This window comes from Poseidonocella pacifica (genome assembly GCF_900111875.1).
GTDB lineage: Bacteria > Pseudomonadota > Alphaproteobacteria > Rhodobacterales > Rhodobacteraceae > Poseidonocella > Poseidonocella pacifica.
Genome location: NZ_FOJU01000001.1, coordinates 306,184 through 319,860 on the forward strand (window position 1 = coordinate 306,184; position 13,677 = coordinate 319,860).

The window sequence follows — 13,677 nt, forward strand, 5'->3', positions numbered from 1 at the left end:
TTACAAGGCGCGGCAAGTCAGGCGCGATACCGGGCATGGGCGAACCTCTTTCCATTATCGTCGTCGAGGCGGAACGGGACCGCGCGCTGTCCATCGTCGATGCGCTGCGCGGGGCGGGAGACTATGACATCCACGTCATTTCCGAGCCAACGGGCCTTGCCCGCAAGATACAGGCGCGCAGCCCCGATATCGTGCTGATCGATCTTGAGAACCCCTCGCGCGACATGCTGGAGGAGTTGGCCCTGGCCTCGGGGCCGATGGACCGGCCGGTCGCGATGTTCGTGGACCGCTCCGACGAGGGGCTGTCGGCGGCGGCGATTGAGGCGGGGGTGTCGGCCTATGTGGTCGACGGGATGCAGCCGCAACGGCTCAAACCCGTGCTCGATGCCGCGATCGCCCGGTTCCGGATGTTCAGCCGGATGCGCACCGAACTGGCCGAGACGAAGCGCGCGCTCGAAGAGCGCAAGGTGATCGACCGGGCGAAGGGCATGCTCATCAAGGTACGCGGCGTCAGCGAGGAAGAGGCCTATGCGCTCTTGCGCAAGACGGCGATGGATCAGGGAAAACGGGTGGCGGATGTGGCGCAGGCGCTGGTGACTGCGGCGGGGCTTCTGTCATGAAGGGGACGACCCTCGCGGTGGGGTATATCGCGCTGGTCGATGCCGCCCCCCTCATCGTGGCGCAGGAAATGGGCTTTGCCGCCGAGGAGGGGATCGCACTCGATCTGCGGCGCGCGCCGTCGTGGTCGAGCCTGCGTGACAGCCTCAGTTACGGGCAGGTGGACGCGGCGCATATGCTGTCGGCGGTGCCCGTCGCCACGGCGCTCGGGCTTGGCGGGGCGGGGGCGGCGCTCGACGCGGTGTCGGTCCTGTCGGTGAATGGAGAGGTCATTGGCGTCAGCGCGGATCTGGCGGCGCGCCTTCGCGATGGGGGCCACGACTTTGGCTTTTCCGATGCGCGGGCCGCGGGGGAGGCGCTGATCGCGGCACGTGGCGAGCGGCTTCGCGTCGGGGTGCCATTTCCATTCTCGATGCATGCGGAACTCGTTTTTTACTGGTTGTCGGCGCTCGGCCTGCCTGCCCCGCAGGGGATCGACATCCGTACCGTGCCGCCAACATTGATGGCCGATGCGATCCGCGCTGGGGAAATCGACGCCTTTTGCGTCGGGGAGCCTTGGGGCAGCGTGGCCGTTGAGGGCGGCGTCGGGGAGCTTTTGTTGCCGGGGGCGGCGATCTGGTCGTTTGCACCGGAAAAGGTTCTTGCCGTGCGCAGTGACTGGGCCGAGAGCGAACGCTCCCTTGTCGGGCGGTTGATCCGGGCGGTCTGGCGTGCGGGCCGCTGGCTTGGCGATCCGTCCTCGCACACGCTTGCGGCGGAGTTGCTGGCGCGGCCAGCCTATCTCGATCTGCCCTCCGAAGTGCTGGAACGCGCGCTCACCGGGCGATTTGTCATCGCGCCGACGGGGGAGGAGCGCCGCGTGGGCAACTTCGTTGAGTTCCACCGGGGCGCGGCGGGCTTTCCGTGGCGCAGTCAGGCGGAGTGGATGGGGCTTCAACTCGCGGCTCGAACGGGGCTTGAACGCGAGGGGGCGGCGCGGGCCGCGCGGGGGGTGTTTCGCTCCGATCTCTATCGCGCGGCGCTGGCGGGCACGACGGCGGATCTTCCCGGAGCCTCGTCCAAGCTGGAGGGCGCGATATCAGCCGAAGCACCGGTCGCATCGGAATCAGGGCGGCTGATCCTGTCCCGGAACCAGTTCTTCGATGGCCGAATTTTTGAGCCTTCGGAAAACTGATGCCGAAATGCTGGGCATATCCGCAGGATGGCCCGGCCCGAACGGAAATTTCAGGACTTCGCAGTGATTTTTCTTTGCCGCATCGCAGCGCCAGCAGGCATAGTGAAAGAGTAAGGCAGGCAACGACGCCAGCCGACAATCGTCTCCCGAAGACTGGGAATTCTGAGCAAAGCCGCTCGACCCTCCGCAAACCTGCGGGGTGTGTCAGCGGCTTTTTCGTTTTTCGCCCGGTCTTCCCACCCGCCGGGCCATGGAAAGGGACAACTCCATGAAGAACCTCCTTCTCGGCCTCGCGGCCAGCACCGCACTCGCCAGCCCCGGCTTCGCGCAGATGCTCGACCTTGAAAAGGATGAGCTGACCTTTGGCTTCATCAAGCTGACCGATATGGCGCCCCTCGCCGTCGCCTACGAACAGGGGTATTTCCTCGACGAAGGGCTTTTCGTCACGCTGGAGGCACAGGCCAACTGGAAGGTGCTGCTCGACGGGGTGATCGACGGGCAACTCGACGGGGCGCATATGCTCGCCGGTCAGCCGCTCGCCGCGACGATCGGTTTCGGCACCGAGGCCCATATCATCACGCCCTTCTCGATGGACCTGAACGGCAATGGCATCACGGTGTCGAACTCCGTCTGGGAAGCCATGAAGCCGAACATCCCCACCATGGATGATGGTCGCCCGCAGCACCCGATCAGCGCCGAGGCACTTGCGCCCGTGGTCGAGCAGTACAAATCCGAAGGCAAGTCCTTCAAAATGGGCATGGTCTTTCCCGTCTCCACCCACAATTACGAATTGCGCTACTGGCTGGCGGCGGGTGGTCTGCACCCCGGATATTACTCCGCGGACAACATCACCGGCCAGATCGGTGCCGATGTGCTGCTTTCCGTGACGCCACCGCCACAGATGCCTGCCACGCTGGAGGCCGGGACGATCAATGGCTACTGCGTCGGCGAGCCGTGGAACCAACAGGCCGTGTTCAAGGGCATCGGCGTGCCGGTCATCACCGACTACGAGCTGTGGAAGAACAACCCAGAGAAGGTTTTCGGCATCAACGCCGATTTCGCCGAGCAGTACCCAAACACGACGCTCGCGGTGACCAAGGCGCTGATCCGCGCGGCCATGTGGCTTGACGAGAACGACAATGCCAACCGCGAAGAAGCGGTCGAGATCCTGTCGCGCTCCGAATATGTGGGCGCCGATGCGGAGGTGATCGCCAACTCGATGACCGGCACCTTCGAATATGAGAAGGGCGACAAGCGCGAGGTCCCCGATTTCAACGTCTTCTTCCGCTACAACGCCACCTATCCGTTCTATTCGGACGCTGTGTGGTACCTGACGCAGATGCGCCGTTGGGGTCAGATCACCGAGCCCAAGGCCGACGAGTGGTATGATGAGGTCGCAAAGTCGGTCTATCGTCCGGACATCTATCTCGAAGCGGCACGGATGCTGGTGAACGAGGATATGGCCGACGAGGCGGATTTCCCATGGGACAGCGATGGTTACAAGGCGCCGACTCCGCCGGAGGATATCATCGACGGCATCGCCTATGACGGCCGCACTCCCAACGCCTACCTCGAGAGCCTGCCCATCGGCCTGAAGGGTCAGCAGATCGTGGTCGGAACCGAAGTCCAGGGCTGAGCCACCAGCCGCCAGACGGAATGGCGGCGGCGCGCGCTCCGGTATCGGAGCCTCGCCCCGCCTGCCATCCCCAGCCAGGAGACAGAACATGACGACCGTCGATCCGAATTTTACCGAAAGCGCGGCGAAGGAGGCCAGACGGGCCCGGCTGTTCACCCGCATCAACACTGCCGACAAATGGTTTCAGGTGCTTGGCCTCGCCTGGATGACCCCGGTGATCAAGGCCGCTGCCGGGGATAACCCGCGCGCGCAGGGCGGAGAGATCTGGCGTTTGCTGGGCGTGCCGATCCTTGCGATCGCGCTCTTTTTGCTGATGTGGGGCGCGTTGGCGCCGAAGGTTCAGACATCGCTTGGCGCGGTGCCGGGCCCGGTCGAAGTCTGGGAGGAGGCGAAGAACCTGCACCAAGACGCCCTCGCCAAGGCGGAGAAACGCGACAAGTTCGTGGCGATGGTCGAGATCCGCAACGAGAAGCTGATCGCAGCGGGCCGCCCCGAGGACGTCAAGAGCGTCGCCTATACCGGCGCGCCATCTTACTACGAACAGATCTGGACCTCGATCAAGACGGTCTTTTTCGGGTTCCTCGTGGCCACCATCGTCGCTGTTCCGCTCGGGATTGCGGCGGGGCTTTCGGCCACGGCCAATGCCGCGCTCAACCCGCTGATCCAGATTTTCAAACCGGTCTCGCCGCTGGCGTGGCTCCCCATCGTGACGATGGTGGTCTCTGCGGTCTACGTTACGGAAGATGGCCTTTTCGCCAAGAGTTTTCTTGTCTCTGCCATTACCGTCACGCTTTGCTCGCTCTGGCCGACGCTGATCAACACGTCGCTCGGGGTCGCCTCCATCGACAAGGATCTGGTGAACGTCTCCAAGGTGCTCAAGATGAACACCTGGACCAAGATCACCAAGCTGGTCCTGCCCTCGGCACTGCCGCTGATCTTCACCGGTCTGCGCCTGTCGCTCGGGGTTGGCTGGATGGTTCTGATCGCCGCAGAGATGCTGGCGCAGAACCCGGGTCTGGGAAAATTCGTCTGGGATGAGTTTCAGAACGGGTCTTCCAGTTCGCTCGCCAAGATCATGGTTGCGGTTCTCACCATCGGCATCATCGGTTTTCTGCTCGATCGGGTGATGTTCGCGCTGCAATCCCTTTTCACCTTCTCCAACAATCGGTGATCCCAATGGACGTGATCGAATTCAAGAACGTCACCAAGACCTTCGGAGAGGGCATTCATGCAACGGATGTGCTCAAAGAGATCAACCTTTCGGTTCAGGAAGGCGAGTTTCTCGTGCTGCTGGGCTTCTCCGGGACGGGCAAGACGACACTCATCAACCTGATGGCGGGGCTGGAGCGCCCCTCCCGAGGAGAGGTGACCTTTCGCGGCAAGACCATCGAGGGGCCGGGGCCGGAACGGGGCGTGATCTTTCAGAACTATTCGCTCATGCCGTGGCTGACGGTACAGGGCAATGTCGCGCTTGCGGTACAGACCGTCTTTCCCAAGATGCCGAAGGCAGAGCGGGAGGCAAAGGTCGCCCATTACATCAGGATGGTCGGGCTCGCCCATGCCGCGGCACGGCGTCCGGCGGAGCTTTCGGGCGGTATGCGCCAACGGGTCAATGTCGCCCGGGCGCTGGCCATGAACCCCGAGGTGCTGTTGCTCGATGAGCCGCTCTCGGCGCTCGATGCGCTGACGCGGGCGAACCTCGGGGATGAGATCGAGCAGATCTGGAACGAGGACAAGAAAACCTGCGTACTGATCACCAACGACGTGGATGAGGCGATCCTGCTGGCTGACCGGATCATCCCGCTCAACCCCGACGGGACGCTGGGGGAGGAAGTGCGGGTCAGTCTGCCCCGCCCGCGTGATCGCTCCGCGATGAACCACGATGAGACGTTCAAGGCGCTGCGGGCACAGGTCACGAACTACCTGATGGACGTCGGGATCGAGGCGAAGGTCGAAGGGACGCGCCTTTTGCCGGATGTGACCCCGATCCACGGAATGCCCGCCGCGGTGGCAAAAGCGCAGGAAGGGCTCATCGAAGAACGCTTTCTCGACTTCTCGCAACTGCACAAGATCTATCCGACGCCCAAGGGGCCGCTGTCCGTGGTGGAGGATTTCAACCTGAAGGTCGACAAGGGGGAGTTCATCTCCCTGATCGGTCACTCGGGTTGTGGCAAGTCGACCGTGCTCACCATGGCGGCGGGACTCAACGATATCTCCAAGGGGGCGATCAAGCTCGACGGTCGGCACGTGGAGGGGGCGGATCCCGAACGGGCGGTGGTGTTTCAATCGCCGTCACTCTTCCCGTGGCTGACCGCCAAGGAGAACGTCGCGGTGGGGGTGGACAAGGTCTATCCCGGCGCGAACCGGGCCGAGCGGCAAGACATTGTGGAATATTACCTGGAGCGTGTGGGTTTGGGGGAGTCCATGGACAAGCCCGCGACGGAGCTGTCCAACGGGATGAAGCAGCGGGTCGGGATCGCGCGCGCCTTCGCGCTTTCACCAAAACTCTTGCTGCTCGATGAACCCTTCGGGATGCTCGACAGCCTCACCCGCTGGGAGCTGCAGGAAGTGCTCATGGAGGTCTGGTCCCGCACCAAGGTGACGGCGATCTGTGTCACCCATGATGTGGATGAGGCGATCCTGCTGGCCGACCGCGTGGTGATGATGACCAACGGACCACAAGCGACGATCGGCCGGATCGTGGATGTGGATCTGCCCCGTCCGCGCACCCGCAAGGCGCTTCTGGAACACCCCGACTATTACCTCTACCGCGAGCAGGTGCTGAGTTTCCTCGAGGAGTACGAGCACGGAGCCACGGGCAAGAGCGCCGGTGCGACAGCCCCCGGAAAGACCGTCAAGCCCGGTGAGACCGCCAAGAAGGAGGCCGCGTGATGGAACTCGCACTCGACAGACCGGTAAAGACTTTTGTGGAGGTAACCGAAGTCTGGGTTCCCAAGGGCGATACGCTCGTCCTTGCCGAGGGGTACTATGGCACCCTGACGGCGTTCGAGGAGGCGTCCCGGCAGACGGCATTCGCGAAGGGCGAAGGCTTGCCGGGCAAGGCTTGGGCCGAGGCGCGGCCAGTCGTGCTCAAGGGGTTCGACGGGTCCTATTTCAAACGCATCGAGGCAGCGCGCGAGGCAGGTCTGACCAGTGCGGTCGCAATCCCCGTCTTTGCCGGGAAAGAGCTGAAGGCGGTTCTGGTTGTTCTTTGCGGTGACGATGAGAACCGAACCGGTGCCATCGAGGTCTGGGCGGAGAAGGACGGTGTCCTGATGCTCGACGATGGGTATTACGGCGCTGCCAAGCACTTCGAATGGGTGTCGCAGCACACGCAGTTTCCGCGCGGGCAGGGGCTTCCCGGCGGGGTCTGGTCTGCGGAAACGCCGATCCTGATGCGCGATCTTGGCTCCGGCTATCGGTTTGTCCGGGCCGAAAGCGCTGGCAAGGCGGGGTTGACGACCGGGCTGGGCCTGCCGGTTCCTGTACCGGGCGGCAAGAGCTTTGTCCTGACACTGCTTTCGGCCCTCGGGACGCCCATCGCGCGCCGCTTCGAAATCTGGGATGCACGCCGTGCGGGACGCGGTGAAGCAGTCCTGATCGACGGAATATGCGCCCGCGAGGGGCCGCTCTGGACCGGCGAGGCAGAGCCGGAACGCAAAGTGTCCGCGTGGCAAGGTCTTGTGGGCCGCGCGCTCGGGACCGGTGTGCCGGTGGTCGAGAGCGGCGTGCCGGGCCTCTCGGCGGGCTATGACACGATGACCGCCCTTCCGATCCATCGCGCGGGCGAGGTTTCCCACATCGTCGCCTGGTATTGCTGAAAGGAACCCCAGAGATGCAAAAACTGGTCGTTATCGGTGCTGGCATGGCCTCTGGCCGCGTGCTGGAGCACTTGCGGGACACTGCGCCCGATGCCTTCGAGATCACCCTCTTCAACGCGGAGCCGCGCGGAAACTACAACCGCATCATGCTCTCGCCAGTGCTGTCGGGTGAAAAGAGCTATGAGGAAATCGTCACACATGACGATGGCTGGTACGGAGCGGGCAAGGTCAATTGCCGCTTTGGCGAAAAGGTCATTTCCATCGATCGCGATCGAAAGGTCGTGGTCGGGGAGAAGGGGGAGGTTTCTTATGACAAGCTGATCATCGGCACGGGCTCGTCTCCCTTCATCATTCCCCTTCCGGGGCACGACAAGCCAGGCGTCGTGGCCTACCGCGATCTCGAGGACACGAATGCGATGATCGAGGCCGCTGGCAAGCCCGGATCCCGCGCTGTGGTCATCGGCGGTGGGCTTCTGGGTCTGGAGGCAGCGGCGGGCCTGCGCCTTCGGGGGATGGATGTGACCGTTCTGCATATCATGGGTCACCTCATGGAGCGGCAACTCGACGAGGCGGCGGGGTATCTTCTGAAGAAGGATCTGGAAAAGCGCGGGATCGACGTTTTGCTGCGCGCCTCCACCAAGGAGATCCGAGGTCGCGATCGGGTCGAGGATGTTTTGCTCGAGGATGGCACCGTCCTGCCCGCCGATATCGTGGTCATGGCTGTGGGCATCCGTCCGTCGGTACAACTTGCCAAGGATGCCGGACTCGACTGTGGGCGCGCCATCATTGTCGATGCCCAGATGCAAACCTCCGATCCCGCGATCTATGCGGTCGGCGAATGCGTGGAGTTTGACGGCAACATCTTCGGGCTTGTCGCGCCTCTGTACGATCAGGCAAAGGTTCTGGCCAGATCCCTGCTTGGTGAAGTCGATGCCTTCGCGATGCGCGAGCTGTCTACCAAGCTCAAGGTCACCGGCTGTGATCTCTTCTCCGCGGGCGATTTCGCCGAGGGAGAGGGGCGCGAGGATATCGTGTTTCGTGACCCGGCACGCGGCGTCTACAAGCGGCTCGTGATCGAGGAGGACCGACTTGTCGGAGCGGTCATGTATGGCGATACCGGCGACGGAAACTGGTACTTTGGCCTGATCAAGGACGGAACGGATGTCTCGGCCATGCGCGAGACGTTGATTTTCGGACCGGCCTATCAGGGGGGTGCCTCGGCGGACCCTTTGGCGGCCGTTGCAGCCTTGCCGGATGATGCGGAAATCTGCGGCTGCAACGGCGTATGCAAGGGCGATATCGTATCCGCCATCGAAGCGGGCGCGGGCGATCTCGGGGCCATCCGGGCGACAACCAAGGCCAGCGCCTCCTGCGGGACATGCACTGGCCTTGTCGAGCAGGTGCTTGCGGTCACGCTCGGCGACGATTTCCAGATGCCGGCGGCGCAACCTGTCTGCGGCTGCACCGATCTCACCCACGAAGATGTTCGGCGTCTGATCAAGGCGCAGGAGCTCAAATCGCAGCCCGCCGTCTGGCAGGAATTGGGGTGGAAGACGCCGAACGGTTGTCACGTTTGCCGCCCGGCGGTGAACTTCTATCTGCTTGCGGACTGGCCGCTCGATTACCAGGACGACCCGCAGAGCCGTTTCGTCAACGAGCGCAACCACGCCAACATCCAGAAAGACGGTACCTATTCGGTGATGCCCCGGATGTGGGGGGGGATGACCAATGCGCAGGAATTGCGCGCGATCGCGGATGCCGCTGACAAGTACAATGCCGTGGTCAAGGTGACGGGCGGCCAGCGGATCGACCTGCTCGGCATCAAGAAAGAGGACCTCCCGGCAATCTGGTCGGACATGAACGATGCCGGAATGGTGTCGGGGCATGCCTATACCAAGGGGCTGCGCACGGTGAAGACTTGCGTCGGCTCGGACTGGTGCCGGTTCGGCACGCAGGATTCCACGGGTCTCGGCATCATTCTGGAAAAGCGGCTCTGGGGGTCATGGACCCCGCACAAGGTCAAGTTGGGTGTGTCAGGGTGTCCGCGCAATTGCGCCGAGGCGACGTGCAAGGATGTCGGGATCATCTGTGTCGATAGCGGCTATCAGATCGGTGTGGGCGGGGCTGCCGGCATGGACGTAAAGGAGGTCGAGCGCCTGCACGATGCCCGGACCGAGGAGGAGACGATCGAATGGACCGTCGCTTTTGTCCAGCTCTACCGCGAACACGCGAAATACCTCGACCGTGCTTACAAATGGATCGCCAAAGTCGGCCTCGATTGGGTCAGGGACACACTGGCGGATGACGCAGAGCGCGCCGCGCTGGTGGAGCGCTTCGACATCTCGCAATCCGTTTACCAGAAAGACCCGTGGGCAGAGCGCGCAAGCCCCGAGGCGGCCCGCCACTTCAAGCCGCTTGCAGATTTGACATTGGAGGCAGCCGAATGAACTGGATCGACGTGGGCCATATCGACGACATCCCCCTGCGGGGCGCCCAGATCGTCAAGACGAGCATCGGATGCGTGGCCGTATTTCGCACCGACGAGCAGGAGGTCTTTGCCACATCCAACAGCTGTCCGCACAAGGGGGGCCCGCTGTCCGAAGGGATCGTGCATGGCCGCAAGGTGACCTGTCCCTTGCACAACTGGGTGTTCTCGCTGGAGACCGGCGTGGCACAGGGCGCGGATGCGGGGCAGATCGCCACCTATCCGGTGCGGCTCGATGGGGGCCGGGTGCTGCTTGATCTCGACGAAATCGGCAAGCGGAGCGCCGCCTGATGGGGCCCGTCCGCTCCACCTGTCCTTACTGCGGCGTCGGCTGCGGTGTGCTGCTCTCAGCGGATGGGGAGGGCGGGCTCTCAGTCAAGGGCGATCCGGATCACCCTGCCAACTTCGGGCGGCTCTGCTCCAAGGGATCGGCCCTTGGCGAGACGGTCGGGCTGGAGGGGCGGCTCCTTTCTCCGGTGGTGGAGGGGCGCAAGACAGATTGGGACAGCGCGCTTGATCTGGTGGCGTCGCGGTTCCGCGATACGGTCGCGGCCCACGGGCCGGACAGCGTGGCGTTTTATGTCTCGGGTCAGATGCTGACCGAAGATTACTATGTCGCGAACAAACTGATGAAGGGCTTCATCGGCTCGGCCAACATCGATACGAACTCCCGGCTTTGCATGGCGTCCACCGTGGCCGGTCACAAACGCGCCTTTGGCACCGACACCGTGCCCCAGACCTATGAGGATCTGGAGGAAGCGGACCTGATCGTGCTCGTCGGGTCCAACATGGCGTGGTGTCATCCAGTGCTGTTCCAGCGGGTGCTCGCGGCCAAGAAAGCACACGGGACACGGGTGATCGTGATCGATCCGCGCCGAACGGCAAGTTGTGATGGGGCGGACATGCACCTCAAGCTTCGCTCGGGCAGCGACGTGGCCCTCTTCAACCGGCTTTTTGCGGAGATCTGGGACAGCGGCGCGCTTGACCGGGAATACATTCGTCACATCGACGGTTTCGATGAAACTCTGGCTGCGGCAGGCGTGGCGGACCTCTCGGTAACCGGCCTGACCGAAGCGGAGGTTGCCGCCTTCTGCCGCATATGGATCGGGACCGAGAAGGTCGTCACCGTGTTTAGTCAGGGCGTCAATCAATCCACCTCGGGGTCCGACAAGGTCAACGCGATCCTCAACTGTCATCTTGCGACGGGGCGCGTGGGCAAGCCCGGATGCGGCCCGCTCAGCGTTACCGGACAACCCAACGCCATGGGTGGGCGGGAGGTCGGCGGGCTGGCCAACATGCTTGCCTGCCACCTTGATTTGGAGAACCCCGATCATCGACGCGCCGTGCGGGATTTCTGGTCCGCGCCCGCCATGCCGGAGGCCCCCGGCCTCAAGGCTGTCGATATGTTCCGTGCGGTGGGCGAGGGGCGGATCAAGGCGCTCTGGATCATTCACACCAATCCCGCTGTCTCGATGCCGGAGGCGGATGCCGTGCGCGATGCGATTGCCGCCTGCGATTTTACGGTGATCAGCGAGATTACTCCTGAAACGGATACGGCGCGGCTCTGTGACGTGCTGTTGCCTGCGACGGCTTGGGCTGAGAAAGATGGTACGGTGACAAATTCCGACCGCACCATAAGCCGCCAGCGTACTGCGCTACCCATTCCGGGGGAGGCGCGGCCGGATTGGGCGATCCTTGCCGAAGTAGGGCGGCGCATGGGCTGGAGCGCGGCGTTCGATTATGAAAGCCCGGCGGAGATCTTCCGCGAGCACGCAGCGCTTTCAGGCATAGCGGGCGGCTTTGGCCGTGATTTCGATATCTCCGGCCTCGCCGATCTCGATGACGCGGGCTACGAGGCCCTCGCGCCGGCGCGCTGGCCCATACGGGCGGGACGTCAAGGTGGGCGCTTCTTTGCGGATGGTGCGTTCTTTCATCCCGGAGGGCGTGGTCGGATGATCCCGGTTCGCTACCGGCCGCCAGCGGCACGCACCGCGCCGCGCTATCCCTTTCGTCTCAACACTGGGCGGATTCGCGATCAGTGGCACACAATGACGCGCACGGCGTTGTCGCCGCGTCTCTCTGCGCATCTGGCCGAACCCTACCTGGACATTCATCCGCAGGATGCGGCGAACATGGCGCTTGCTCCGGCCGCTCTCGTGCAGGTGCGAAGCCCGGAAGGTAGCGCGATCCTGCGGGCACGCATCACGAGCGATGTTCTGCCCGGCGAGCTTTTCGCGCCGATGCACTGGACCGGGGAAACGGCGCCTTCGGGGCGGATCGACGCGGTGGTGGCCGCTGCCACCGATCCGGTTTCCGGCCAACCCGAGAGCAAAGGGTGCGTTGTGGCGGTCGAGCCCTTTCGCGCCGTCTGGTATGGATTTGCCGTATCGTCGGCCCGGCTTGATCCGACGTGCAGCTATTGGGCGCGGGCCCGAACGCAGGCTGGTTGGCGCGCGGAACTGGCTGGCGGAACGCAGGTGGAAGATTGGGAAGCCGAGGCACGGCGGCTTTTTGGTTTGCCGGAGGCAGAAGTGCAATCGGTAGAGGACAGGGCGCGCGGCGTTGCCCGTATCGCCCTCCACGAAAAAGGCCGGTTGCTCGCCGCGATCTTTGTCTCGCCCGAGCCAGTCGCGATCATGCGGGATTATCTTGTCAGTCTTCCGGGGACCGATGCTGCGGACACACTGACCGGGCGCGCGCCCGCTGACCGACCCGACCCTGGCCCTGTGGTGTGTTCCTGCTTCAACATCGGCGCAAACACGATCCTGTCGGCCATCGAAACCGAAGGGCTCATGACCGTGGACGCCATTGGTGCGGCACTCTCGGCGGGAACGAACTGTGGCTCTTGCCGGTCGGAACTTGCCGGGCTCATCGCGCGCGTACGGACGCGCGAAGCCGCCGAATGAGCCTTGCGCCTTATGTCAGGATCCTCGGGCGAGGGCCGGGGCGGTCCCGCGCGCTCACTCAGGCTGAGGCCGGCGAGGCCATGGCGCTCATCATGCAGGGCGAGGCAGAGCCGGAGGCGATTGGCGCGTTGCTGATGCTTCTGCGGATGAAGGGCGAAACCGCGGAAGAGATCGCCGGGTTCATCAGCGGGGCGCAATCCCAGCTTCCCTCCCTCCCGCCGCCGGACCTTGACTGGTCGAGCTATGCCGCGGGGCGCACGCGGGGACTGCCGTGGTTCCTGCTCTCGGCGCGGTTGGTGGCTCTGGCCGGGCATCGGGTGCTGTTGCACGGCTGGAATGCCCATGTAGGGGCGGTGCGTGGCGGTCTGCAGGCCGCAGGGGTGCCGGTCGCCGTAGGGATAGACGAGGTGGGGCCTCTGCTGTCGCGCCAAAATCTGGCATATCTTCCGCTAGAGACGGTCGCGCCCAAACTCCTCGCTCTGCTGAAGTTGAGGGAGGCCTTTGGCCTGCGTTCTTGCATGAATACCGTGGCGCGGATGCTCAACCCCGGTCAGGCCGAGGCCTGCGTGCAAGGCGTCTTTCATCCCTCCTATCGGCTGCTTCAGGCGGATGCTGGCGCGCTGATGGGCCTGCGTGCTCTGACAGTGATCAAAGGCGGAGGGGGCGAGTTCGAACGCAATCCCGCCAAGCCCATCGAGGCCTTTGGGCTGCGGGGTGGCGCGGCATGGGAGTCGGTGTATCCGTCCTTGCTGTCGGCTACGCGCCGGATGGATGATGGCGAGACGGATCCGGCACGTCTTGCGGAACTCTGGGTCGGAGAGCGCGTCGATCCCTTTGCCACGGCGCTTGTGATCGGTACCGCGGCGATCGCGCTTGATACGCTTGGTGTGGAGACTCCCGAGGCGCGGGCGCAGGATCTGTGGAAGAACCGACCGATGACCGTCGAGGCCTGAACCGTTTGGTGTGGCCGTTGCGTATCGCCTATCTTGAGGTTCGAATTCTCCCCTACCCAAACTCTAGAGTGCCCCCTATAGTGC

10 protein-coding genes are annotated in these 13,677 nt (G+C 63.7%); all 10 read left to right on the top strand.

Annotation, left to right across the window (positions count from 1 at the left end; all coding sequences use genetic code 11):
- The first annotated feature begins 35 nt into the window (after positions 1–35).
- Entirely contained in the window at positions 36–620 is a 585-nt protein-coding gene (locus tag BM234_RS01450) for an ANTAR domain-containing response regulator (protein ID WP_092059925.1), read from the top strand.
- Positions 617–1,792 (top strand): CmpA/NrtA family ABC transporter substrate-binding protein, encoded by a 1,176-nt coding sequence (locus BM234_RS01455; protein ID WP_092059927.1) that lies wholly within the window; start codon positions 617–619, stop codon positions 1,790–1,792. The genes BM234_RS01450 and BM234_RS01455 overlap by 4 nt, the downstream gene beginning before the upstream one ends.
- Before the next feature lie 268 nt (positions 1,793–2,060).
- Positions 2,061–3,428: a CmpA/NrtA family ABC transporter substrate-binding protein gene (locus BM234_RS01460; protein ID WP_092059929.1), complete on the top strand. Its 1,368-nt coding sequence runs from the start codon at positions 2,061–2,063 to the stop codon at positions 3,426–3,428.
- 88 nt (positions 3,429–3,516) lie between these two features.
- The gene (locus BM234_RS01465; RefSeq protein WP_092059931.1) at positions 3,517–4,599 is read left to right on the top strand and encodes an ABC transporter permease; all 1,083 of its coding nucleotides are present in this window, start codon (positions 3,517–3,519) and stop codon (positions 4,597–4,599) included.
- Between the two features lie 5 nt (positions 4,600–4,604).
- On the top strand, positions 4,605–6,320 hold the full coding sequence (locus BM234_RS01470) for an ABC transporter ATP-binding protein (protein ID WP_092059933.1): 1,716 nt from the start codon (positions 4,605–4,607) through the stop codon (positions 6,318–6,320).
- Positions 6,320–7,249, top strand: coding sequence for a GAF domain-containing protein (locus BM234_RS01475; protein ID WP_092059935.1), 930 nt, complete (start codon positions 6,320–6,322; stop codon positions 7,247–7,249). The genes BM234_RS01470 and BM234_RS01475 overlap by 1 nt, the downstream gene beginning before the upstream one ends.
- 14 nt (positions 7,250–7,263) lie before the next feature.
- The gene (nirB, locus tag BM234_RS01480; protein ID WP_092059936.1) at positions 7,264–9,696 is read left to right on the top strand and encodes a nitrite reductase large subunit NirB; all 2,433 of its coding nucleotides are present in this window, start codon (positions 7,264–7,266) and stop codon (positions 9,694–9,696) included.
- A complete protein-coding gene (nirD, locus tag BM234_RS01485; RefSeq protein WP_092059938.1) occupies positions 9,693–10,025 on the top strand; it encodes a nitrite reductase small subunit NirD in 333 nt (110 codons plus the stop codon). The genes nirB and nirD overlap by 4 nt, the downstream gene beginning before the upstream one ends.
- Positions 10,025–12,640: a nitrate reductase gene (locus BM234_RS01490; protein ID WP_092059940.1), complete on the top strand. Its 2,616-nt coding sequence runs from the start codon at positions 10,025–10,027 to the stop codon at positions 12,638–12,640. Before nirD ends, BM234_RS01490 begins: the two co-directional genes overlap by 1 nt.
- Positions 12,637–13,593 (top strand): glycosyl transferase family protein, encoded by a 957-nt coding sequence (locus tag BM234_RS01495; RefSeq protein ID WP_092059942.1) that lies wholly within the window; start codon positions 12,637–12,639, stop codon positions 13,591–13,593. Before BM234_RS01490 ends, BM234_RS01495 begins: the two co-directional genes overlap by 4 nt.
- Positions 13,594–13,677 lie beyond the last annotated feature (84 nt).